11 protein-coding genes and 1 pseudogene are annotated in these 25,283 nt (G+C 65.0%); 10 read left to right on the top strand and 2 right to left on the bottom strand.

Translation table 11 applies throughout. The annotated features are described in order from the left end of the window. The first annotated feature begins 352 nt into the window (after positions 1–352). From ACCQ07_RS10390 to ACCQ07_RS10415, 6 genes are all read left to right on the top strand, one after another. Positions 353–1,522, top strand: a complete 1,170-nt coding sequence (locus tag ACCQ07_RS10390; RefSeq protein WP_029819404.1) for a nitrate/nitrite transporter — start codon at positions 353–355, stop codon at positions 1,520–1,522. A gap of 58 nt (positions 1,523–1,580) precedes the next feature. Then, positions 1,581–3,998 carry a nitrite reductase large subunit NirB gene (nirB, locus tag ACCQ07_RS10395; protein WP_372364140.1) on the top strand — a complete coding sequence of 806 codons (2,418 nt, stop codon included), beginning with the start codon at positions 1,581–1,583 and terminating at the stop codon, positions 3,996–3,998. Beyond that, positions 3,995–4,363, top strand: a complete 369-nt coding sequence (nirD, locus tag ACCQ07_RS10400; RefSeq protein WP_209261992.1) for a nitrite reductase small subunit NirD — start codon at positions 3,995–3,997, stop codon at positions 4,361–4,363. Before nirB ends, nirD begins: the two co-directional genes overlap by 4 nt. Then, positions 4,360–7,170: a nitrate reductase gene (locus ACCQ07_RS10405; protein WP_372364065.1), complete on the top strand. Its 2,811-nt coding sequence runs from the start codon at positions 4,360–4,362 to the stop codon at positions 7,168–7,170. The genes nirD and ACCQ07_RS10405 overlap by 4 nt, the downstream gene beginning before the upstream one ends. An 81-nt stretch (positions 7,171–7,251) precedes the next feature. Then, positions 7,252–7,998, top strand: coding sequence for a uroporphyrinogen-III C-methyltransferase (gene cobA, locus ACCQ07_RS10410; protein ID WP_170808543.1), 747 nt, complete (start codon positions 7,252–7,254; stop codon positions 7,996–7,998). Positions 7,999–8,780: 782 nt separating this feature from the next. After that, the gene (locus ACCQ07_RS10415) at positions 8,781–9,038 is read left to right on the top strand and encodes a KGG domain-containing protein (protein ID WP_005916070.1); all 258 of its coding nucleotides are present in this window, start codon (positions 8,781–8,783) and stop codon (positions 9,036–9,038) included. Positions 9,039–9,119: 81 nt separating this feature from the next. Here the strand turns inward: ACCQ07_RS10415 and ACCQ07_RS10420 are convergent. After that, positions 9,120–9,320: pseudogene (locus tag ACCQ07_RS10420) on the bottom strand (hypothetical protein). 367 nt (positions 9,321–9,687) lie between these two features. Here ACCQ07_RS10420 and ACCQ07_RS10425 point away from each other — a divergent pair. The 3 genes from ACCQ07_RS10425 to ACCQ07_RS10435 all read left to right on the top strand — a co-directional run bounded on the left by ACCQ07_RS10425 (position 9,688) and on the right by ACCQ07_RS10435 (position 12,252). After that, entirely contained in the window at positions 9,688–10,197 is a 510-nt protein-coding gene (locus ACCQ07_RS10425) for a ferritin-like domain-containing protein (protein WP_008575404.1), read from the top strand. 101 nt (positions 10,198–10,298) lie between these two features. After that, positions 10,299–11,219, top strand: a complete 921-nt coding sequence (locus tag ACCQ07_RS10430) for a M14 family metallopeptidase (RefSeq protein ID WP_071117347.1) — start codon at positions 10,299–10,301, stop codon at positions 11,217–11,219. 334 nt (positions 11,220–11,553) lie between these two features. Beyond that, positions 11,554–12,252: a DUF1349 domain-containing protein gene (locus ACCQ07_RS10435; RefSeq protein ID WP_029819409.1), complete on the top strand. Its 699-nt coding sequence runs from the start codon at positions 11,554–11,556 to the stop codon at positions 12,250–12,252. Between the two features lie 130 nt (positions 12,253–12,382). On the opposite strand, the gene ACCQ07_RS10440 is transcribed toward ACCQ07_RS10435, so the two are convergent. Continuing rightward, positions 12,383–14,194, bottom strand: a complete 1,812-nt coding sequence (locus ACCQ07_RS10440; RefSeq protein WP_372364067.1) for an EAL domain-containing protein — start codon at positions 14,192–14,194, stop codon at positions 12,383–12,385. A 752-nt stretch (positions 14,195–14,946) separates the two neighbouring features. On the opposite strand from ACCQ07_RS10440, the gene ACCQ07_RS10445 reads away from it, so the two are divergent. After that, the gene (locus tag ACCQ07_RS10445) at positions 14,947–25,140 is read left to right on the top strand and encodes an autotransporter-associated beta strand repeat-containing protein (protein ID WP_372364069.1); all 10,194 of its coding nucleotides are present in this window, start codon (positions 14,947–14,949) and stop codon (positions 25,138–25,140) included. The last annotated feature ends 143 nt before the right edge of the window (positions 25,141–25,283 follow it).

The following is a 25,283-nucleotide window of genomic DNA, read 5'->3' on the forward strand; positions in this document are numbered from 1 at the left end:
GGTGTTGGTGCATTGCTGCACGAAAGCCGGGAATGGTGAGCCGCGCCAGCGGCTACCCGTTACCTCGCGCGAGACCGGCAACCAGCCGCCAACCCTTAATTTATCAAGCGCTTGCAGCGCAGTGAGGTCGTGGTGAGAAAGTTGGCACGTTGATTGCGTAGTACGCACGTGCAGGTACAACGGCGTGCCTGCAACAACATGCAGACGATGCCAGCGGCTCAACGGCGAGCCGCACGCATCCAGGACAACGGCGTCCTTCCGGTTTACCGGAGGGCGCCGTTTTTTTTTGGCCATCGCACTCGAAGAGGTCTCTATGCAGCGCTCGTTCTGGCGATCAGGGCATACGCCCACGTTGTTCGCATCTTTCCTGTATTTCGACCTGAGCTTCATGGTGTGGTATCTGCTCGGTCCGCTGCAGGTGCCGATCGCGCAATCGCTGGGGCTGGATACGCAGCAGCGTGCCTTGATGGTGGCAGTGCCGATCCTGTGCGGCGCCGTGTTGCGCCTGGTACTGGGCATGTTCGCCGACCGGATCGGCGCCAAGCGTGCCGGCATGGTCGCGCAGCTGGCGGTGATCGCAGCACTGTTCGGTGCATGGCAACTGGGCGTGCACAGCATGGGGCAGGTGCTGTTGCTGGGCGTGCTATTGGGGATTGCCGGTGCATCTTTCGCGGTGGCATTGCCGCTGGCTTCGCGCTGGTATCCGCCCGAGCATCAGGGCACCGCGATGGGGATTGCCGGAGCCGGCAATTCCGGCACGGTGCTGGCGGCGTTGTTCGCCCCGATGCTGGCGGCCGCTTTCGGCTATCAGAACGTGTTCGGCCTGGCGTGCATTCCGTTGGTGCTGACGCTGGTCGTGTTCGCAACCATCGCCAAGGAAGCACCCACGCCGGTCGCGCGCAAGCAGTGGTCCGACTATGGCCGCGTGCTGGTGGGCAACCGCGATGCATGGCGCTTCATGTGTTTCTACGCGATCACCTTCGGTGGCTTCTCCGGCTTTGCCAGCGCACTGCCTGGTTACTTCCACGACCAGTTCGATTTCGATGCGCGTACCGCGGGGTGGGCCACCGCAGCGTGCGTACTGGCCGGCTCGGTGATGCGCCCGCTCGGCGGCGTGATTGCCGACCGCCTCGGCGGCACGCGCGCCCTGTTGGCGGTGTATCTGCTGGTCGCCGGGCTGGTGGCAATCGCCGGATTTGGTGCCGGCGGCGCCACGATCACGCTGGCGCTGTTCGTGCTGACCTTGTTGTGCCTGGGCGCCGGCAATGGCGCGGTGTTTCAACTGGTGCCGCAGCGCTTCGGCCAGGACATCGGCGTGATGACCGGCCTGATCGGCATGGCAGGCGGCATCGGTGGATTTGCGCTTGCCGCAGGGCTGGGCGTGCTCAAGCAGCACACCGGCAGCTACGCGATCGGCATGTGGTTGTTCGCTGCCTTCGCGCTCGGCGGCTGGGCGTTGCTGGCCGGCGTGAAGGCGCAGTGGCGCAGCGAATGGTCAACCGCAGGCGCGGCGCGCGTCTGATATGTCGACAGGAGCCCAGGCAATGAAGCAACCCAGACTCGTCGTCATCGGCAATGGCATGGCCGGCATCCGCACCGTGGAAGAACTGCTCAAGCTGATGCCGGGCATGTACCACATCACCGTGTTCGGCGCCGAGCCGCATCCCAACTACAACCGCATCCTGCTCTCGCCGGTGCTGGCCGGCGAGCAGGAATTCGACGACATCGTGCTCAATCCGTTGCAGTGGTATCAGGACAACGGCATCCACCTGCATTTGAACAAGGAAGTCACGCGCATCGACCGCGTGCGCCGCCGCGTGATTGCGGCCGATGGTACGCAAGCCGAGTACGACCGGCTGCTGATCGCCACCGGCTCGGTGCCGTTCGTGCTGCCGATTCCCGGTAACGACCTGAAAGGGGTGATTGGGTATCGCGATATCCAGGACACGCGCACCATGATCGATACCGCGCGTAGCAAGCAGCACGCGGTGGTGATCGGTGGTGGGTTGCTCGGGCTGGAAGCGGCCAATGGGCTCAAGCTGCGCGGCATGGAGGTGACGGTGGTGCATCTGGCCGGCTGGTTGCTGGAGCGCCAGCTCGACCCGGTGGCCGGCAACCTGCTGCAACAGGCCCTGCGCGCGCGTGGCCTGCACTTCAAGCTGAGCACCGCCACCAGTGCGCTGCTGGGCAATGCGCAGGGCGAGGTGATCGGGGTGAAGTTCGCCGACGGCAGCGAGATTCCCGCCGATCTGGTGGTCATGGCGGCCGGCATTCGCCCGAACACGCGTCTTGCCGAAGAGGCAGGGATTCATTGCTCGCGCGGCATCGTGGTCAACGACAGCCTGCAAAGCTTCGACCCACGCGTGTACGCGGTGGGCGAGTGTGCAAACCATCGCGGCATTGCCTACGGCCTGGTCGCGCCGCTGTTCGAGCAAGCCAAGGTCTGCGCAAACCACCTGGCGCAGTTCGGTATCGGCATTTATCGCGGTTCGGTGGCATCGACCAAGCTCAAGGTCACCGGCATCGACCTGTTTTCTGCCGGTGATTTCATGGGCGGCGACGGCTGCGAAGAAATCGTGCTCTCCGACCCGGCCGGTGGCGTCTACAAGAAGCTGGTGATCCGCGACGATGTCCTGGTGGGCGCGTGCCTGTACGGCGACACCAGCGACGGCGGGTGGTACTTCAAGTTGCTCAAGGACGGCACGCCGATCCAGGCGCAGCGCGATCAACTGATCTTCGGCGAAAGCGCGCTGGGCGATGCCGGCACCGGTGGCCAGGACCGCGCCAGTGCGATGGCCGACAGCGATGAAGTGTGCGGCTGCAACGGCGTCTGCAAGGGCACGATCGTCAAGGCGATCAGCGAGCAAGGCCTGTTCACCGTGGACGAGGTGAAAAAGCACACCAAGGCGGCCAGTTCGTGCGGCTCGTGCACCGGCCTGGTCGAGCAGATCCTGATGAATTGCCTGGGCTCCAACTTTCAGGAAACCCCGAAAACCAAGGCGGTATGCAGCTGCACCGACCTCAGCCACGGCGAGGTGCGCCGCGCCATCCGCGAGCACAAACTGCTCACGCATGCACAGGCTTATGCGTTCATGGAATGGCGCACACCCAACGGTTGCGCCACCTGCCGGCCGGCAATCAACTACTACATGCTGTCGACCTGGCCGCATGAGGCCATCGACGACCCGCAGTCGCGTTTCATCAACGAGCGTGCGCACGCCAATATCCAGAAAGACGGCACGTTTTCGGTGATTCCGCAGATGAAGGGCGGGGTGACCAATGCCAGCGAGCTGCGCCGGATTGCCGATGTCGCCGACAAGTATGCGGTGCCCATGGTCAAGGTGACCGGCGGCCAACGCATCGATCTGCTTGGGGTCAAGAAGGAAGACCTGGTCGACGTGTGGCGCGATCTGGGCATGCCCTCCGGCCATGCGTACGGCAAGTCCATCCGCACGGTGAAAACCTGCGTGGGAAGCGAATTCTGCCGCTTCGGTACCCAAAACAGCACGCAGATGGGGATCGATCTGGAAACCATGCTCGCCAACATGTGGAGCCCGCACAAGGTGAAGCTGGCGGTGTCTGGATGCCCGCGCAATTGCGCCGAATCCGGCATCAAGGACGTGGGCATCATCGCGGTGGATTCCGGCTGGGAGATCCATATCGGCGGCAATGGCGGCATCAAGACCGAGGTGGCACGCTTCCTGGTCAAGGTGGCCACCGCCGACGAAGTGCGCGAATACACCGGCGCGTTCCTGCAGCTCTACCGCGAGCAGGCGTATTACCTGGACCGCACGGTGCACTACATCGCGCGGGTAGGGCTGGATTACATCCGTGCGCAAGTGGTGGACGACGCCGCCAACCGGCGTGCGCTGTACGAGCGCCTGCTGTATTCGCTGGAGGGTCTGGTCGACCCGTGGAAGGCGCGTATCGCCGGCCAGCGCCGACAGGAATACCAACCGCTGCGCGTTGCGGCGCCGGCTGCCACGGTGGAGCAATGAGCATGCATAAGCCGCCTGCCTGGATCCGCATCTGCGCTTTGCAGGAATTGCCCGCATTGGGCGCACGCGTGCTGGAGATCGAGGGCATCGAACCGATCGCGTTGTTCCGCACTGCCAGCGACCAGGTATTCGCGCTACGCGACCGGTGCCCGCACAAGGGTGGACCGCTGTCGCAAGGGATTGTTGCCGGCGACACCGTGACCTGCCCGTTGCATGGTTGGGCCATCGCGCTGCAGAGCGGGCAGGCATGTGCGCCGGATGTGGGTTGCGCGCCGCGCTATCCGGTGAAGGTGGAAGCCGATGCGGTATGGATCGTGTTGCAGCCGGCGACCGCGCCGGATGCTGTCGCCGAGCCCGCCGTATGAGCGAAGGCCTGCAGCATCTGTCAAGCGACGAAGCCGCGCAGCCGCAGGCCGCGTTACCGATGCACCGCATCACGCGTTCGTCCTGCTGCTATTGCGGGGTGGGCTGCGGTGTGCTGATCCACAGCGAGCATGCCGCCGATGGCGAACGCATCGTCGGCATCGAAGGCGACCCGCTGCACCCGGCCAATTTCGGGCGCCTGTGCAGCAAGGGACTGGCACTGCCGCAGACGGTGGCCAGCACGCAGGGGCGTGTGCTCCAACCGCAGCTACGCCGTCATCGCCAGGCGCCGCGTACCGCAGTGGGTTGGGAGCAGGCACTCGACCATGTGGCCCACAAGCTGGCCGCCATCATCCAGGAGCATGGCCCGGACGCGGTGGGGTTCTATCTCTCCGGGCAGCTGTTGACCGAAGACTATTACGTCTTCAACAAGCTGGCCAAAGGCCTGCTCGGTACCAACAACATCGACACCAATTCGCGGCTGTGCATGTCCAGCGCGGTGACCGGCTACAAGCTTGCGCTGGGTGCCGATGGCCCGCCCACCTGTTACGACGATCTGGAGCTGGCGCACACCGTGCTGTTTGCCGGCAGCAACATGGCCTATGCGCATCCGGTGCTGTTTCGCCGGCTGGAAGAGGCACGCGCGCGCAACCCCGACATTCGCTGGATCGTGATCGATCCGCGGCGTACCGACACGGCGGCCATGGCCGATCTGCACCTGGCGATCGAGCCCGGCACCGACGTCGCCTTGTTCAACGGCATGCTGCATCACCTGATCTGGGAGGGCCTGGTAGACGCGCGTTTCGTCGCGGCACACACCGAGGAGTTCGATGCCCTCAAGCGGATGCTGCGCGAGTACACGCCGCGCATGAGCGCCGAGATCTGCGGCATTGCGCACGAGGATTTGGTGCAGGCGGCCGAGTGGTTCGGGCGCAGCCCTGCAGCGTTGTCGCTGTACTGCATGGGCTTGAACCAGTCCGTGCACGGCACCGACAAGAACCTGGCCCTGATCAACCTGCATCTGGCCACCGGGCAGATCGGCAAGCCGGGCGCGGGGCCGTTTTCGTTGACCGGTCAACCCAATGCGATGGGCGGACGCGAGGTCGGCGGCATGGCGACCATGCTGGCGGCGCATCGCGAGATTGCAAATGCCGACGACCGCGCCGAACTGGAACGGCTGTGGGGCGTACCAGCCGGGCGAATCTCGCCAACGGCAGGCGCACCGGCCGTGCAATTGTTCGAGCGGCTGCGCGCGGGCACGCTCAAGGCGGTGTGGATCGTGTGCACCAACCCCGTGCATTCGATGCCGGAGGTTGCCGGCATTCGCGCCGCGCTGGAAAACGCCGAATTGGTGATCGTGCAGGAGGCCTTTTCCGGTACCGACACCGTGCCGTATGCCGACGTGTTGCTGCCTGCCGCCAGCTGGGGCGAGAAGGACGGCACGGTGACCAACTCCGAACGCCGCATCACCCGCGTGCGCAAGGCGGTGGAAGCACCCGGGCAGGCACGTGCGGATTGGTGGATTGCCAACGAGGTGGCGCGCCGGCTGGAAGCGCGCCTGGCACCAGTGCGCGGGCAGGGCCTGTTCGCATTCAAGCACCCTGCGCAGATTTTCGACGAGCATCGCGCGCTCACGATTGGCCGCGACCTGGATATCGGCGGCCTGGATTACGCGCTGCTGGATCATGGCCCGCAGCAATGGCCGTTTCCGGCAGGCAGCACGCAAGGGCAGGCCCGGCGTTACACCGACGGCGTATTCGCGCACGCCAACGGGCGTGCACGCTTCCACGCCACGCCGTATCGCAAGGTGGCCGAAGCCACTTCGGCACGGTTCCCGATGCGGCTGCTCACCGGACGCCTGCGCGACCAGTGGCATGGCATGTCGCGCACCGGGCGGGTCGCGGCGGCATTCGCGCATAGTCCCGAGCCGGCGCTGCGCATGCATCCAGGCGATGCACAGCGGCGTGGGCTGGTGGCCGGCGAACTGGTGCAGATCGCAAGCAAACGCGGTGCGCTGGTGCTGCCGCTGGAACTGTCGGACGAACTGCGCTCGGGCACGGTGTTTGCCCCCATGCACTGGAGCGGGCAGAGCCTGTCCAGCGGCGGCATCAACGAAGTCAGCACGCCGGCAGTGGATGCGCGTTCGCAACAGCCCGAACTCAAACACACGGCCGTGCGGGTGGAAAGGATCACGTTCGGCTGGCATCTGCTGGCGGCGCGGCGTGGGGATGCACTCGCCTTGCAGCAGGCGTTGCAACCGCTGTTGCGCGACTGCGGCTATGCCTCTCTGCGCCTGCATGCCGAGCCCTCGAGCGGCACCAAACGCCGTGCAGCCGGGGATTGGGTCGTGTTGCATGCCGCCTGCGAACGCGCACCCGATGCCAGCTGGATGGATCGCCTGGTCGTCGCCTTGCAGCTGCCGGCCGGCGCGGATGTGCTGGAGTACCGCGACCTGCGCCGCGGGCTGATGCGCCGCGTTGGCTGGCGCATGCAAGACGGGCATCACCATATCGACGGCGTGCTGCTCACTGCCGCGCAACCCGGCGACGCCGATCGATCGTTGCTTGCCACCGCACTGGCGGGTGAACCGTGGCGGGGTGCGCGGCTGTCGGTCTTCGCCCATACCCACAGCGCACCGAGCGACCCGATCGTGTGCACCTGCATGCATGTCTCGGCCGCCGCGATTCACGCGGCCATCGACGACGGCGCCGATGTTGCGCAGCTCAAGCAACGCCTGGGCTGCGGCACCGTGTGCGGCTCCTGCGTGCCGCAACTCACTCGGCTGTGCCGGCAAACGCGGCTTGCGTGAGTGCACCTGTCCTCTGAATGCACCGTCCCTCCACACCCAACGAGAACTCCCATGTCAGTCACACCTTCCTGCGCACGTGATGTGGTGTTGTTGTCCGCCGGCCCGGGCGACCTGGAATTGCTCACCATCAAGGCGGTGAAGGCCCTGGCGTCGGCGCAGGTGCTGCTGCTCGACGATCTGGCCAACCCGGAGATCGTCGAACTTGCACCGCAGGCGCGCGTGATCCGGGTGGGCAAACGGGGCGGATGCCGTTCGACACCGCAGGAGTTCATCTGCCGGCTGATGCGTCGCTACGCGTTGCAGGGCCTGCGCGTGGTGCGCGTGAAGGGGGGCGATGCGCTGCTGTTCGGCCGCGCTGGCGAAGAGATCGCCTTTCTGCGGCGTGCCGGCGTCGGCGTGCAGGTGATCAACGGCGTGAGTGCGGCCTTCGCAGCGGCGGCCGCACTGGAGGTCTCGCTGACCCATCGCAGCCATTGCCATGGCATCACCTTCGTCACTGCGCACACGCACGACCACGGCGAGCCGAATTGGGGTGCGCTGGCGGCCAGCGGCACGACGCTGGGTATCTACATGGGCCTGCGCCGCGCGGATGCGCTGGCCGCTGCATTGCTGGCGCATTTGCCGGCCAGCACGCCCGCCGCCATCGTGCAGGCCGCCACACGGCCGGAGCAGCAACGTCGCCTCACCACCCTGGGCGAGCTGGGGATGACAGCCGCCGCGCTGCCACCGGGCATGCCGACCTTGTTGCTGGTGGGCGGTGCTCTGTCCGAAGCTGCGGCAGCGTGCGACGACCGCGATGGGCCAATGGTGGTGCAGGCCGTGGGGTGAGGGCGGCGCACCACCGCTGACGCGGCTGCGGGGCAGGGCGATTCGGGCTCACGGTTGCCGCCCGACATGGTACGTGCGCGTCCGGAGACTGCTTGCCCAGCCTCTGGGGCAGCCGCATCCGGGCGTGGACGGCACGGCTAATGGTTCCGGCCCGGCGTCAACATCGGCCAGTGGTACCCACTTGCACACAACCGCTAAGTCTTTCGCAAGGCGGGTAGCAACGCCTGAGGCGTTGATGGCGCATCAGTGTGCGCCCAGATCCACGCGCAGTCTGTGTGCGGGCCCTGCCTGTTTCAACCTGTGGCTGCGCCGCTGTCTGGCAGTCCAGTGGCGAATTGGCCGAGCGATCTGCGGTATCGGCAGCACACGTCTTGCGAGGCGCTGCGCACGCCGGCACCGAGGCGACTGGCGCGCGCAGACGATGAGTGAGCTGTACGCAGACGGCTGTTCCCGCACCGTGCGTCGCAACCGGACTACGCGAGATTGCAACACACCTGCATCAGGGGCGGGCGCTTGGTCCAGGCATAGCGGCTGATCCCTGCGACGCCAGCGCAACCCGTCCAGCGGCTGCAGACGGATTGCGCCCCGTGATAGCGCTATCCACCTAAGAGGTAGGCCGAATCGTCCGGCGATGCGAAGGTGTGCAAGATTTGCGCAGCGAGCGCAGCCGTTTTTTCCTGCATCCATCCGCAATGCACCGCGGAGCCTGCCTTTCAGGGTTGGCACGAATGTTGCGGTTAGCCCAATACCCAGGCGTAACCGAAGCATCGAGAGGAGGCACAGTGGAAGACGGACAAAACACGACCCGTAGCCGGCGCGGCTTTGCCGCATTGGATCCGGAGAAGCGCCGCCTGCTGGCGAGTAGCGGCGGCAAAGCCGCGCATGCCAGCGGCAATGCGCACGAATTTACCAGCGACGAAGCGCGCGAAGCTGGCCGCAAGGGTGGCCAGGCCGTGAGCCGCGATCGCGATCACATGTCGCGGATCGGCAGCAAGGGCGGGCGTTCCAAGCAGGCCAAGCCGCAGGAAGAATCCGCTTAATCCAGCCATCGGCGCGCCATGGCGCGCCGGTTTGGGAGCGAATCTTGCGGAAGGCTGGACACAGGCGCTACGCCCATGCGGCTAGCGCCTGTGCTGTTTTCGGTTTGAAGCAAGCCGATTGCTGCACGCGGTAAGGCGCAATCGATTGCAGATTTTTGCACGCCGTCATCGTGCGTGATGGCCTGTGCACCTGGAAAGATTCATGAGCGCCTGCTGTGCAACGCATCAAGCGCAAGCGAGAAATTTTTGCAGTCGTGCATTGATGTCCGACATCGATTGCATGGAAAAATTTCACTCCAGCCACGATGCCGTTTCCAACATCGGCAGGATTTGCAGCCCACCCGGTTTGGGGCTCACCTGCGCCACGGCGGCATGAGGCGTCCCCACCATTGGTCGCAGGGCCCGGTGCCTTAGATGGTCAGCGCGGTCAGTGACCCACGCATTGCATGCAGATCCCTCAGCGATCGCCACGCAGATCCTCGGTTCCGTTGCGACCACATGCAAACAGGCTGTGGAAGGCGGAGCCGCCAGTCCCTCTGCGTCCTGTCAATGCCACGTAGACGTCGCACGCAGCGTTCACTTGGAACAGTCACATCTTTCATCCGCGCCGCTGCAGGCTGGACATATCGCAAACACACAGGAGAACCCCATGGCCGAACCCCAAGAAAACCTGATGGACTGGCTGCGCGATGCGCATGCGATGGAGCAGCAGGCCGAGCAGATGCTCAAGGCCCAGGCCGCACGCATCGAGCACTACCCCCAGCTCAAAGCCCGCATCGAGCAGCATCTGGAAGAGACGCTGGGGCAACAGCGCCTGGTCGAATCGTGTATCGAGCGCCTGGGCGGTTCGCCGTCGATCATCAAGGACGCCATGGGCAAGATGGCCGCGTTCGGGCAGGCAATGGGCGGCATGACCACCTCCGACGAAATCGTCAAGGGTGCGATGGCCAGCTATGTGTTCGAGAACCTGGAGATCGCGACCTACACCGCCTTGCTGGGTGCCGCCAAGACGGTGGGCGATACCGAAACGCAGCGCGTGTGCGAGCAGATCCTGCCCCAGGAACAGGCCATGGCCGATTGGCTGTTGGCGCATCTGCCGGAGTTGACCGAAGAGTTCCTGGTCCGCGACGCCACCCCAGGGGTCACGGCGAAGAAGTAAACATCAGCGACGCAGGTTTCATCGGCCCCGCAGCGCGGGGCCTTTTTGCTTCTGTGCGCAGAGCGCTTACCCTTGGCGGCTCCTTCGCACCGGTGTCTGCAATGACGACAAACCCAACGTATCCGATCGGCACGCCCGGGCAACCGTGGGGTGAGCCGGAACGCGCCCTATGGCGCGCACGCCAGCTGCAGCAACGCAGCTATGCGGAGGATGTCGTGCAGCAGGTCGCCGCACTGGCCGAACAGTACGAGCGCGTGCAGTACGGCACCATTACCCATGCGCAAGGGGAGTATCCGTTGCTGGCACTGCGCAGCGCGCAGTGGGACGTTAGCCTGCCGTGCGTGTTGGTCACCGGCGGCGTGCACGGCTACGAAACCAGCGGCGTGCAAGGTGCGCTGCAATTCCTGCAACAGCGTGCTGCCGACTACGCAGGCAAATGCAATCTACTGGTGGCGCCGTGCATCAATCCCTGGGGCTATGAACGCATCCAGCGTTGGAATGCCGATGCAGTCGATCCGAATCGCGCGTTTCGCCGCGACAGCCCGGCCGAAGAGTCGGCTGCGCTGATGCGGCTGGTGGCCTCGATTTCCGGCCGAATGCTGGTGCATATCGATCTGCACGAAACCACCGATAGCGACGAGAGCGAGTTTCGCCCGGCGTTGGCGGCGCGCGACGGCGCGGTGTTTGTGCCGGGGAGCATTCCGGACGGGTTTTACCTGGTCGGCGACAGTGAAGATCCGCAGCCCGCCTTCCAGCAAGCGGTGATCGCAGCGGTGGCCGAGGTAACGCATATCGCGCCAGCCGACGCGGATGGGCAGCTCATCGGTGCACCGGTGGTGGGACATGGGGTCATCAATTATCCGGTGCGGCGACTGGGCTTGTGCGCCGGCGTCACCGATGCGCGGTATCGCACGACCACCGAGGTCTATCCGGATAGCTCACGCGCCACACCCGACCAATGCAATGCTGCGCAGGTGGCGGCAATCTGCGCGGCAATCGATTACGCACTGGCGCAGCACTGAGGGCAGGGCACCTGGAGCAGCTAACAAAACGACTGCACAGCCGCCAGGCCCACCTGACGACTGTTCGCTACGTTTTGTTGGCCGCTCTTAGGCGCCACGCGGCAGGGTTGGCCGGCAAATCGCTGTACGCCGCGCGCCCGCAATTGCCCGCGCGGATTCGGGCCTGGGTTTTGCGGCGACTTCGCATGTATGCGGCCCGTCTGCACGGCTGCGCATCGTCGAAGCACAGGCCGGCGCCTTGCCTGCCTGGCGAACAGAGGAGGGGTCGCACCCATGCGGCCTTGCGCGTACAGCACGTAAACTACGCGTTCATAAGTCGCAGGAGCGCAGATCCATGCAACACGATGCATTCAACGGCGCACGCAGGCGCGTGTTGGCTGGCGTGGTCGGGATGACGCTCAGTGCTGGCGCGTTTGCACAACAGACCGACCCGAGGAAAACCATGGTGCAGGACAGCAGCTGGCACGCCGGAACCTGGCTCAACCGGCCGAAGACACTCGATATCAACGGCGACACGTTGGATGTGGTGACCGACCAGGCGACCGACTTCTGGCGCAAGACGCATTACGGATTCACCCGCGACAGCGGGCACTTTCTGGGCATCAAGGCGGGCGCAGGCTTCACCGCGCAGTTGCGTGTGCGCGCGCAGTACGAAGCCTTGTACGACCAGGCCGGCATCATGGTGCGGGTGGACGAGCAGCACTGGGTCAAGGCCGGGATCGAACTCAGCGACGGGCGCGCCATGCTCAGCAGCGTGTTGACCAACCCGGTTTCGGATTGGGCAACTGGTCCTTACGAAGCCGACCCCAAGGATTTCTGGATCCGTGCCACGGTTGCCGATGGTGTGCTGCGCCTGCAGGTCTCCGCGGATGGCCGTCACTGGCCGCTGGTGCGGCTGTGTCCGTTTCCGCCGGCAAGCGCCTATCTGGTCGGACCGATGTGCTGCACGCCCGAGCGCTCAGGTCTGAAGGTGCGGTTCTCCGATTGGGCACTGAGTGCGCCGCTGGGCAAGGACCTGCACGATCTCAGTTGAGCGCTAGGAGCATTGCTGCATTGCAGGCAGCAGGTTGGACGTGCATCGCATCGCAAGGCATGGCGCATGCATCCGCACGGCGCGGCGTGGTGCGGTTGCCTGTCCGGCGCATCCGCGCACCGCCGCGGCTCTACGGCAGACGCTGCAGCGCCCCGGTTTGTTTGACGTAGTCGGCCACCAGATGCGCCTCCATGGGTTTGGCGAGCAGATACCCCTGCGCCTCATCGCATCCCCAGCTCCGCAGCAACGCAATTTCATCGGCGTGCTCGATGCCCTCGGCCACGGTGCGATAACCCAACGCGTTGGCCAGGCGCACCACCGCCTCGGCGCGCATCTGCATGCCGGTTTTGGTGGCGATGCCAGTCACCAGCGACCGGTCCAGCTTGAGCACATTGACCGGCAACTCGGTGAGATAGCCGAAGTTGCTATAGCCGGTGCCGAAATCGTCGATGGCCACGCTCACGCCTGCATCGCGCAGCGCGCGCAGCCGCGGCACCGCTTCGACATTGCTGCGCAGCCAGCGGCCTTCGGTGATTTCCAGTTCGATGCATGTGGTGGGAATCGCCAGGTCCTTGCAGCGGTTGATCACATCCGCTGCCAGGTTGATGTTGCCGAAATCGCGCGACGACAGGTTGATGGAGATGGAAAAATCCAAGCCCTGGGTACGCCATTCCGCCAGCTGTACCAAGGCGCTTTCGATCACCCAATTGGTGACCGTGCACATCAGTGCGGTTTTTTCGAAGAGCGGGATGAACTCGTCGGGACCGATCGGGCCGAGGCTGGCGTGATGCCAGCGCAGCAACGCCTCGAAGCCGGTCACCGATAAGTCTTCAAGGTTGATGCGTGGCTGGAACACCAGCCGGAAATCGCCGGCTTTCAGGGCCTGTTCGGCATCCAGCGCCAGGCGGTACGAGCGTTGAATCGCATCGTCGTGCGAAGCGCTGTACCAGCACACGATGGCATGGTTGTTGATGGCATCGCCCAGCGCCACCAGGCCCTTGCGCATCACATCGTTGGTGTCCGGCTGCTGCGGGGCGAAGCGCACCACACCGGCATGAAAGGTCAGCGACATCGGTACGCCGGCGGCATCCACCGGCTTGTGCAGCATGTCGCGCAGATCCAGCAGCAGGTCTTCCATCTCGTCCGGCGCGGAGTTGAGCAGAAAGAACGCAAAGCGCATCGAGGCCACGTGGTAGACGGTGGCCTTGCCGCGCAAGGCGCGGGTCAACACGTAGCTGGCGTGGCGAACCAGCTCTTCCAGCGGCTGCATGCCCAGCGCCTGGCGCGCCTCGTTGGCGGCCTGGGTGTCGTAGACCTCAATGAACGCGGCAATGGTAGGCACGCTATGGCTGCCGAAGGCGAGGGCGTCCAGATCCGATTGCAGCTGACGCGTATTGAGCAAGCCGCTGTGCGGCTCGCGTCGGCCCGCACCGAACTGCAGTTCCAGCTGTGCGGCAGCCACGTTGGCGAACATCAGCAGTTGCTGATGCTCCTGGCTTGCCAGCCGTCGCTCGCGCGTGTCGATCACGCACAGGGTTCCGGCAATTCCTGTCTGCGGCGCACCCACGGGCACGCAGGCGATGAAGCGCGCGGGCAAGCCGGGGAACGCGGCATCGCCGAGTTGAATTTGCGCAAGCGTTGCATGCTCGATCAACTCGGTCACGCCATTTGGCGCTGGCGGAACCTGCTGGCACAGCTCCATGGCCTGCCTGACATGACTGCTGCTGATGCCACGCGCTGCCAGCACACGCAGGCGCCCGCCCTCCGTGATGGTCAGCGCAGCAGCCGGTGCCACCAGGGCATGGCAGAGCAATCGTGCGATTTGCTCCAGGGGCTCCATGCCGCCCAAGTCGATCGGCACGCCTGACCAGTCGAAGTGGCGATCCTGCAGTTTGTCGTCCGGGGCAAGCGTCATGGCATCGGGTTCCGTGTCGAAGATCACACACTGCACCGCTACTAGAAACAAACCGAGGTCATCGATAGGTGACGGAAACTCCACGAACTACGTGTCGAGCCAATCACTTTCGATTTTTTCTGCAAACGTCGAGCTGCCTGGCAGTCCCGACAATAAACCATGCTGTTGCGCTCGCGACATACAAATACCGCACTCCACTGTCCGCTGTCGACTACAAAATGGTCTTACTCTCTAAAGCAAACTCCGAAACTGATTGGCACCCTGCTGGAGGGTGTGTCGGGCTTTGCAACGCAGCAAGTTTCGCTGAACGCGATTGTTATAAGTCACAGTTGCCGGCCCAGCTCAATTGCGCATCAGTCTGCTTTATCAAGCTCGGGCTCATCCGTTCAAATCACTTCAAAAAATTCAAAATTCCGCTTTGCAAGTGATGAATCCGGCATAGATGGTGGGGGTCAGTACAGATGAGGCTGAAAAACCTGCATTTAGCGGGCACGAGCAAACCAGTCCACAGATCTGGCCTGTGTCATGGATGAGGTGAGAGTTAGTGATATTCAGCACAGTTTCAATCGTATTGAATCGCCTATTAATTTAATGGCGCGGCGAATAGAGAGTGGTATTAACTCAACTTCTCCCTGCAAGCGATGTTCGCGGCTAATCGCCATTATTCGTCTAGGTGGCCTGGCTGCTTTAAACCAGCTCTACCGTTATTCCAATCCCGTCTTTGGAGGCGCGCGCCTGGGTGCGCGCTGGTCTCTGCCCGGCAATCAGGGGGAATTCAAATGAATCGTGCATTTGCGCTGGTCTGGAACGCAGCCATTGGCAATTGGGTGGTGACGCATGAATTGGTGCGTCGGCGTCGCAAGCCTGGCTCACCCCGTCGTCAATTGCCGGCCTTGGTGGTCCTTGCGGTGGGGGCCGCCGCACCGATGCTGGCCTGGGGCGCATGCACGCCGGCCATCCCCGCGGCGGGCGCAACCGTCACCTGCTCGGGTACGCCGGTCACCAGTAACAGTTTTTCCAGTAGCGCCAACAACCTGACCGTGAATGTCGCCTCCGGCAGCCAGATGACCGCAGGCCTGTTGGGCGGCACCGCCATCGCCCTGAGCGGTACCAATTCCACACTCAACAACGCCGGCACCATCGACCCTTCCGTGCTTGGGCTGCTCTCGGTACTGAGCAGCGGCGTGACCATGGGCAATGCCAGCTCCACTGCAGTCACCGTCAACAATCTTGCCAGCGGCACGCTCTACGGCACCGGCGGCTTGCTGGGCGCCAATCTGCTCAATCTCGACGGTATGGCGCTGGGGCTGACGTCGGCCAGCAATGGAACGGTGCAGATCAACAACGCTGGCGTGATCGATAGTCGCCCGTTGCTGGGATTGTCAATCCTGGGGTCGGACACGCCGGTGATCGCGGTGACCGGTGGAGGCACCGTCAACGCGGTCAATACCGGCACCATCAACGGACGGGTGGGCTTTCAGAGTTCGGCCACCGGCAACACGTTCGTCAACTCAGGCACCATCAACGGCAGTGTTTCGATGGGGGCGGGCAGCACCAACAGCTTCACTGCGGTCACCGGTGGCAGCGTCAACAGCGGGGGAGGCCTTGCACTGGAATTGCTCGGCCCGGGCGGTTTGCTGAGCTTCGCGCAAACCGGTGTGGTGGATGGAGGCCTGGGCGGAAACAACACGCTGATCCTGCAAAATTCTGCGGTGGGTACCGGCAGCGGCAGCACCGGCACCGGAACGTTAAGCACCGCGCAATACATCAATTTCGGAAATTTGCGCGTCAATAGCGGCACCTGGTCGGTGGGCGGGGCGAGCAACTTCGCCAACAGCGCGCTCAATGGTGGCGTGTTGCAGTTCGCCAATCCTGCGCAGTTGGGCACCACCATCACCGCCAACGGAGGCACGCTCCAAGCCACCGCTGCTGGCCTGACCCTTGCACCGACCAATGGCATTGCGCTTGGCGCGGGCGGCCTGACTGTGCAGGGCACCAATAACCTGACCGTTGGCAGCGCAATTACCGGCACCGGCGGATTGACCAAGACCGGCACCGGCGGACTGGCGCTGACCGGTACCAGCACGTTCAGCGGTGGCGTCAATCTGGTCGATGGCGCGTTGACGGTGGGCACCAACAGTGCCTTGGGCACCGGCACGGTCACCGCATCCGGCGGCAGCCTGTTGGCAGGTGCCGCAGTGAACTTGGCCAATGCGTTTTCGCTAAGCAACACGGTGGGTATTGGCGGCGCAAACGCGCTGCGAATCGGAGGGACAATCAGTGGCACCGGGGCGCTCAACAAGGTTGGCGCCGGCACGCTGACCTTGGGTGGCAGCAATACCTACAGCGGTGGCACCACCCTGGGTGCAGGCAGCGTGCTGCTGGAGACTTCCGGTGCGCTCGGCACTGGCACGGTCACTGCGGCAGGCGGTTTGCTGGATAACGCTGCACCACTGACCCTGACCAACAACTTTGCGCTCGCCAATGCGCTGGGCCTGGGAGCCAGCGGCAACGCGTTGACCTTGAGCGGCACGCTGGCCGGCGCTGGCGGTGTCAATAAGACCGGCACCGGAACGCTGTCACTCAGCGGCACCAATACCTATAGCGGCGGCACCACGCTGGCAGCGGGCACGCTGCAACTGGGTACCGCGTCCGCGCTGGGCACGGGCGCATTGAATGTCACCGGCGCATCCAGCCTGAGCACCACTGCGCCGTTGACGGTGACCAATGGCATCAGCCTTGCCGCACCGTTGAACTGGACCGGCGCACAAGCGCTCACGCTCAGCGGCGCCATCAATGGTGCCGGCAGTTTGATCAAGAGCGGTACTGGCGATCTCACCCTGACCAACGCCAACACCTACACCGGCGGCACCACGCTCAGCACCGGGCGACTGGTGGTCGGTTCGAATGCGGCCCTGGGCACCGGCACGCTCACCGCCAGCGGAGGCGAGCTCGATGCCACGGCCGCGTCCACGCTGGGCAACGCGATTGCGCTGACCGGAAACCTGGGCGTCGGCAGTAGCGGCAACGCGTTGAATCTCACCGGCACCATCAGTGGCGCCGGTGCACTGAACAAACTCGGTGGCGGGACGCTGACGCTGGCTGGTCTGAACACCTATACCGGCGGCACCAGCCTCAATGCCGGCACCTTGCAGGTGGCCAGCGGCACCGCACTGGGCACCGGTACGTTGAATGTCACTGGCTCTGCGAGCTTGCAAAACACCGCCGCTGCCACGCTGAGCAATGCAGTGACGCTGAGCACCGGCGCGCTGACCCTTAATGGCGCGCAGGCGTTGACCTTGGGTGGCGCCATCAGCGGTGCAGGCAGCCTGGTCAAGGCCGGCGGCGATCTCACGCTCAGCGGCAACAACACCTATACCGGTGGCACCGCGCTCAACACCGGCAAGCTTACGGTGGGCAGCAATACCGCGCTGGGGAGCGGGACCTTGACCGCAGCGGCCGGCACGACGCTGGACAACGCAGCAGTGAGCACGCTCGCCAATGCCATTGCACTGGCAGGGCAGTTCACTGTGGCTGGGAGCAACGCGCTCACGCTGACCGGGGGCATCAGTGGCGCCGGCAGCCTGGACAAACTCGGTCCGGCCAGCTTGACCCTCAGCGGCAACAACACCTATTTGGGCGGCACCCGCCTGACGGCAGGCCGCCTGATTCTGGGCAGCGATGGCGCACTCGGGGCGGGCAGCCTGAGCGTGAGTGGCGGCCTGCTCGATAGCACCGCTGCACGCGTGCTGGCCAACAACGTGGTGCTGGATGCGGATCTGCAACTTGGCGGCAGCCAGGACCTGACCCTCACCGGTGGCATCAGCGGCACCGGTGGCCTGGTCAAAGATGGAGCAGCAACGCTGACACTGACCGGCGCAAACACCTTCGGTGGCGGCGTGGATCTCAACGCGGGGAGCTTGTCGGTCGGCAGCGGCGCGGCGCTGGGCGGCGGGGTGTTGACCGCAGCCGACGGAACGCAACTGCAGGCCGCCACCGCCACCACGCTTGGCAACGATGTGGTGCTCAATGGTGCGTTGTCATTGACCGGCAACAACAACCTGGGCTTGAGCGGTACCGTGAGCGGTGCCGGCAGCCTGGTCAAGCAAGGCACCGGAGCGCTCACGCTCAACGGAAACAACAGTTACACCGGCGGCACCGCGTTGAACGACGGTGCCCTGGTCGTGGGCAGCAATACCGCACTCGGTAGCGGCGCACTTACTGCGGCCAACGGCACGCTGCTCACCGCTGCCTATGCGGTGACCTTGCAGAACGCGCTCACCACCAACGGTGCGCTGACGATCGATGGACAAAACCTCACGCTCGATGGCGCGATCGATGGCGCAGGCAGCCTGATCAAGACCGGCGCGCAGACGCTCACCCTCAATGGCAACAACACCTGGAGCGGTGGGCTGCAACTGCAGGGTGGTTCGTTGCTGGTTGGCAGCGACACGGCATTGGGCGCAGGTACCTTGACTGCCGCAGGCGGTACCACGCTGGATGCAAGCACCGTCGTGGCGCTGGGTAATGCAGTCGCCTTGAATGGCACGCTGACCCTGCCTGGCACGCAGGATATTGCGCTCAACGGCGTCGTCAGCGGCATCGGTGGCCTCGACAAGCAGGGCAGCGCCATCCTGACGTTGAGCAACGCCAATACCTTCACCGGTGGCGTTGCGCTGGACGCGGGCAGGCTGGTGCTTGGGAACAATGCCGCGCTTGGCGTGGGTGACATGCGAGTCAACGGCCCTGCCGAACTGGATGCCACTGCCGCGTTGACGGTAGGCAACAACCTCGCGTTGAACGATCAACTGACGTTGGTGGGCAGCAACGATCTGGTCTTGAACGGCAGCGTCAGCGGCACCGGCAGCCTGGTCAAGAATGGCGCCACCACCCTGTCGCTCACGGCCAGCAACAGCTACAGCGGCGGTACCAGCCTGACCGCAGGCACCATCGCGGTGGGAGCCGACAATGCGCTCGGCACCGGCAGCCTGTCGGTGCTCGGCAATTCGGTATTGAGCAATGCGGTCGCCGTGGCGCTAGGCAACGACATCGCGCTGGGCGCCGCGCTCACCGTGGATAACGCCGCAGACATGTTGGCAAGCGGTGCCATCAGCGGAAGCGGAAGCCTGGTCAAGACCGGTCTTGGCACGCTGACCTTGAGCGGTAACAACAGCTACACCGGCCCGCTGGCGATTCAGGCCGGCACCGTGGTGGCCAGTACCGCGGCCTCATTGGGCAACGCCAGCAATGTCGATGTCGCGGCAGGTGCGCTGTTGAACCTGACCAACGGTGGCTTGATCAACACACTCACTGGTGCGGGCGGTGTAGACACCGATACCGGCGCCACGCTGCAACTAGGCGGCGGCGATTTCGCCGGCAGCCTGGGCGGTGGCGGCAACCTGGACAAGGTGGGGGCCGGTACCGTGCGTTTGCTCGGTACCAGCGCGATCGGTGGCAGCACGCAGGTCAGTGCGGGCACGCTCGATGTGGTCGGCAGCCTCGGCACCGGCGCCTTGAACGTCGCATCGGGCGGCACGCTGACCGGCACCGGCGCCGCCGGTAATGTGGGTGCGGCGGTCACCGTCAGCGATGGCGGCAGGCTCGCACTGACCAGCGGTTCGTCGTTGAGCGTGGGCGCGTTGACGCTCGCGCCAGGCGCGTTCGTCGATGTGGCATTGGGCGCGCCAAGCGCAACCCGCTTGCTGGCCGTCAATGGCGATCTCACCCTGGACGGTACGCTCAACATCACCGATCTCGGTGGCTTCGGGACCGGCGTGTACCGGTTGATCGACTACACCGGCGCGCTCACCAACAACGGCATGCTGATCGGCCTGTTTCCGGGCAGCGTGGACATCAGCCAGCTCGCCCTGCAGACCGCCATCGGCCAGCAACTCAATCTGGTGGTGACCGCGCCGGGCAGCATCGTGCAGTTCTGGGATGGGGTACAGACCACGGCCAATGGCACTGTCGATGGCGGCGCCGGCACCTGGGGTGCAGCCACCAACTGGACCGGCCAGGACGGTAGCGCCAACAGCACGTGGCAAGGCGACTTCGCAGTGTTTTCCGGTACGGCCGGCACGGTGGGCGTGCAGGGTACGCAGAACACCGGCGGCCTGCAGTTCGTGACCGATGGATATCAGTTGACCGATGCCGGCGCGGGCGCACTGGCGGTGAGCGACCCGTTGACCGCCATCCGCGTCGATCCGGGTGCCACGGCAAGCATCGATGTGGCCATCACCGGCACCGGCGGCGTGCAGAAGCTTGATACCGGCACGCTGGTGCTGAGTGGTCCCAACACCTACACCGGTGGCACGGCGCTGGGCGGCGGCAGCCTGGTGCTGGGCAATGCGCTAGCGTTGGGCAGCGGCACGCTGACCGCCGCAGCGGGCACCACGCTCGATACCAACCAAGCATTGGCCCTCGGCAACGCGGTGGTGCTCGATGGCGCGTTGACGCTGCCCGGCAGCAACGACCTGACATTGGCCGGCGCCATCAGCGGTGCAGGCAGCTTGATCAAGAACGGCACCTCCACGCTCACGCTGGGAGGCAGCAACAGCTACCTCGGCGGCAGCGTGTTGAATGCCGGCACCCTGGCGGTGGGCAGCAATACCGCACTCGGCACGGGCAGCCTGTCGGTGCTGGGCGATGCGACGTTGAGCAATGCCATTGCCTTGGCCCTGGGCAACAACGTCAACCTGGGCGCCAACCTGACCATCGCCAGTGCGGACGATCTGGCGTTGACCGGCGTGCTCAGTGGCGCGGGCGCGCTGACCAAGACGGGCCTGGGGACCTTGACCCTGTCCGGCAGCAACCTGTTCAGTGGCCCGGTGTCGGTGCAGGGCGGCGTGCTGGCCACCTCCGCCACCGGCACGTTGGGGACCAGTGCCAGCGTGGACGTTGCGGCAGGGGCGGGGCTCTCGCTCGGCAGCAATACCGCATTGAGCAGCGTGACCGGCCTGGGCAATGTCGCGATCCAGGGGGGCAGCACCTTGCAACTGGGCGTTGGCAACGTCGGCAGCACCTTCGCAGGTGCGTTGAACGATGCCGGAAATCTCGAAAAAGTCGGCACCGGCACCGTGCAACTCACCGGCACCAGCGCGATCGGCGGCACCACGCAGATCACCGCGGGCACGCTGGATGTGGATGGCACGCTGGGCAGTGCCGGTGGCGTCACCGTGGGCACCGGCGGCACGTTGAGCGGCAGCGGCGTGGTCAATGCCGCGGTCACGGTGAATGACGGTGGCCGCCTGGTAGTGACCAGCGGTGCGCTGCTGACCACCGGCAGCCTGAACATGGCGCCCAATGCCACGCTCGATGCGTTTTTGGGGATACCCAGCCAGACCGGTGTGCTTGCGGTCAACGGCGACCTCACGCTGGATGGCACGCTCAACATCACCGACATCGGCGGCTTCGGCACCGGCGTGTATCGCCTGATCGATTACACCGGCACCTTGACCAACAATGGCATGGGTTTCGGCACCTTGCCGGGCACGGTCGACCCCGCCCAGCTCACGCTGCAGACCTCGCTGGCGCAGCAGGTCAACGTGGTGTTGTTGGCTTCTGGCAGCAACGTGCAGTTCTGGGATGGTGCGCAGACCGTCGCCAACGGCAGCGCCGAGGGCGGTACCGGCACATGGACCGCCGGCACCACCAATTGGACGTCGGTCGATGGGCTGATCAACAGCGATTGGCAGAACAGCTTTGCGGTCTTCGCAGGCACAGCGGGCAACGTGGGCGTGCAGGGCACCCAGGGCATCACCGGCATGCAATTCATCACCGATGGCTATGTGCTGAGCGATGCAGGCGGTGGCGCATTGAGCGCCAACGCAGCGAACACCATCATCCGCGTCGACCCCGGCGTGACCGGCACCATCGACGTCGCCATCGGCGGCAGCGGCACGCTGCAAAAGCTCGACACCGGCACGCTGGTCCTGACTGGTGCCAACACCTATACCGGCGGCACCGCGCTCGGCGGCGGCAGCCTGGTGCTGGGCAATGCGCAAGCGCTGGGCACCGGCACGCTGACTGCCGCAGCGGGCACCACGCTCGATACCGATCAAGCATTGGCGCTGGCCAATGCGGTGGTGCTCGACGGCGCGCTGACGCTGCCGGGCAGCAACGACCTGGCATTGACCGGTGCAATCAGCGGTGCAGGCAGTTTGATCAAGAACGGCACCTCCACGCTCACGCTCAGCGGCAACAACAGCTATGCCGGCGGCACGACGCTCAGCGATGGCACGCTGGCGGTGGCCAGCAACACCGCCCTGGGGAGCGGCACCTTGTCGGTCACCGGCGATGCGGTGCTGAGCAATGCCATTGCCGCGGCATTGGGCAACGCGGTCACGCTGGGTGCGGCGCTGACCGTCGACAACCCGGCCGACCTCACCCTTGCCGGCAACATCAGCGGCAGCGGTGCGTTGATCAAGACAAACACCGGCACCCTCACGCTGGACGGCAGCAATACCTACAGCGGTGGCACGACGCTCACTGCGGGTACGCTGGTGGGCGACAGCGCAAGCCTGCAAGGCGCCATCGTCGATAACGCAACATTGGCGTTCAACCAAGTAGCCGATGGTGTGTTCAACGGCTCGATCACCGGCACCGGCACCGTGGTCAAGGATGGTGCCGGCGCGTTGTTGCTCAACGGTGCCAATGGCTACACCGGCGGCACCAGCATTGTGGCCGGCACCCTGATCGGCGACACCGCCAGCTTGCAGGGCGATATCACCAACAATGCAGCGTTGGTGTTCAACCAGACCACCGGTGGCGTGTATGCCGGCGCGGTCAGCGGGACTGGCTCGCTGGAAAAGACCGGCAGCGGCGTGCTGCAATTGCTTGGTGCCAATACGTATACCGGCGGCACCGTCATCAGCGCCGGCAGCCTGGTCGGCAACACCACCAGCTTGCAGGGCGATGTGGTCGACAACGCGACGTTGATCTTCGATCAGGCCAGCGATGGCGTGTTCGCCGGCGTGGTCAGCGGCACCGGTAGCGTGATCAAGCAAGGTGCCGGCGCGTTGACCTTGGTGGCGCCCAACACCTACAGCGGCGGCACCACCATCGCCAGTGGCAGCCTGATCGGCACCACCGACAGCCTGCAGGGCGACATTGTCGACAATGCAGTGCTGGTGTTCGACCAGGCAACCGATGGGACCTACGCCGGCAACGTCACCGGCAGCGGCGTGCTGGTGAAGAACGGCACCGGTACGCTCACCCTGGACGGCGTCAACGGTTACCTGGGCGGTACGACCGTCAACGCGGGCACGCTGGTTGGCAACACCGCCAGCCTGCAGGGCGACATCACCAACAACAGCACGCTGACCTTCCTGCAAAACAGTGCCGGCAGCTATGCAGGCAGGTTGTTCGGGGTCGGTCGCTTCATCAAGCTGGGGACCGGCACGCTGTTGCTCACCGCCAACAGCAGCACCTTCACCGGCCCGACGGAGGTCAACGCCGGCACCCTGAGTGTCGGCAACCTGGCCAACCCGGGCGCGGCGCTGGGCGGGCCGGTCACAGTGGGTCCGGGCGGCACGCTCGCCGGCAGCGGCAGTGTCGGCAGCCTGGTGTCATCGGGCACGGTCGCCATCGGCGGTGCCGGTGGCACCATCAGCGTCGGCGGCAATGCCACGTTTGCACCAGGCTCCACGTTGCAGGTGACGCCCGGCGACGGCGGTGTCGTCACGCCGGTGGCGGTGGGCGGCGCAGCCAGCGTGGCAACCGGCACCACGCTGGCGCTGGTGCGGGCGACCGACTTGCCGCTGTTTACGGAAATTCCGGTGATCAGCGCCGGCGGCGGCCTCACCGGGCAGTTCACCAACGTCATTTCCGACTACGCGTTTATCGAGCCGGATGTCAGCACCACCGCGACCGGATTGTCGGTGACGTTCGGGCGCAATACGGTGGGCATGGTGGACGCGGTCACCACGCCGAACCAGCAGTCCACGGCGGCGGCCGTGGACGGCTTGCCGAACACCAGCCCGATCTATCAGGCCGTGGTGCGTTTGCCCGACGACCCGGAGGCGGTGCGCACCGCGTTTGCCTCGCTGTCGGGCGAAAGTCATGCCAGCACTGCAACGGCCCTGCTGGACAGCCGCTTTCTCTACAGCGGCATCGCCAACCATCTGCGTGGCGACAGCCAGGACACGCTGGTCGGCGACACCATGGTCTGGATCACCGGGCGCAGCCTGCCCACCCGTGTCGATGGCGATGCCAATGCGGTGTCGGTACGTCGCGAGGACAACGGCGTGATGGCCGGTGCGGAACGCCGCTTCGGCGAACGCAGCGTGGTGGGCATTGCGGTCGGCAACCAGGATATCGAGAGCTGGTCGCGCGAATGGGGCGACCGTGCCGATGTGGATGGCACGCATGCCGGCGTGTATGGCCGGGCCGATTGGTCTGCGTTCTCGCTGCAGGGTGCGGTGGACTACGCCAGCTATCGCGTCGACAGCACGCGCCGGGTGATGTTGCCCGGCGTGCTCGAAGAGCGCATGGACAGCCGCTACGACGCCACCGCCGTAACGGTGTCGCTGGAAGCGGCCTGGAATCTGCGCACCGAAGGTGCGGTGTACAGCCCGTTCATTGCGGCCGATTACACCCGCCTGAAGACCGACGGGTTCACCGAACGCGGCGGCATCTCCGCGCTGTCGGTGGACAGTGCCAGCGACACCTTCAGTACCGCCACGCTGGGCGTACGTGGTGATTGGGACCTCGGCCAGAAGGCGGCGTTGTATGCGTCGGCAGGCTGGCGGCATGCCTTCGGCGACCGTTCCGTGCAGCGCTCGGCCGGCTTCGTCGGCACCGCCTCGGAGTTCTCGGTGCAAAGCGTCACCCTGGCCAAGAATGCGGCCATCGGCGAGCTGGGCGTGAGCCTGATCACCTCGCCACGCAGCCGGCTGGCACTGTCGCTGCAAGGGCTCAGCGGCGACGGGCAGACGGCGTACGGTGGTCAGGTGACCTGGGGAGTGAGCTTCTGAAGTCTTGTCTTGCGGCATGCCTGACACCGGAAACAAAAACGCCCCGGATACCGGGGCGTTCTTTTTGCCCGCATTCCTGTGTCTGTCGCGCGCGCCGCAAGATACGCACCGGAGCGTCAGGTGCGTTGCGGTGACCAGGTCAA

The organism is Xanthomonas sp. NCPPB 3583, assembly GCF_041475715.2.
GTDB lineage: Bacteria > Pseudomonadota > Gammaproteobacteria > Xanthomonadales > Xanthomonadaceae > Xanthomonas > Xanthomonas euvesicatoria.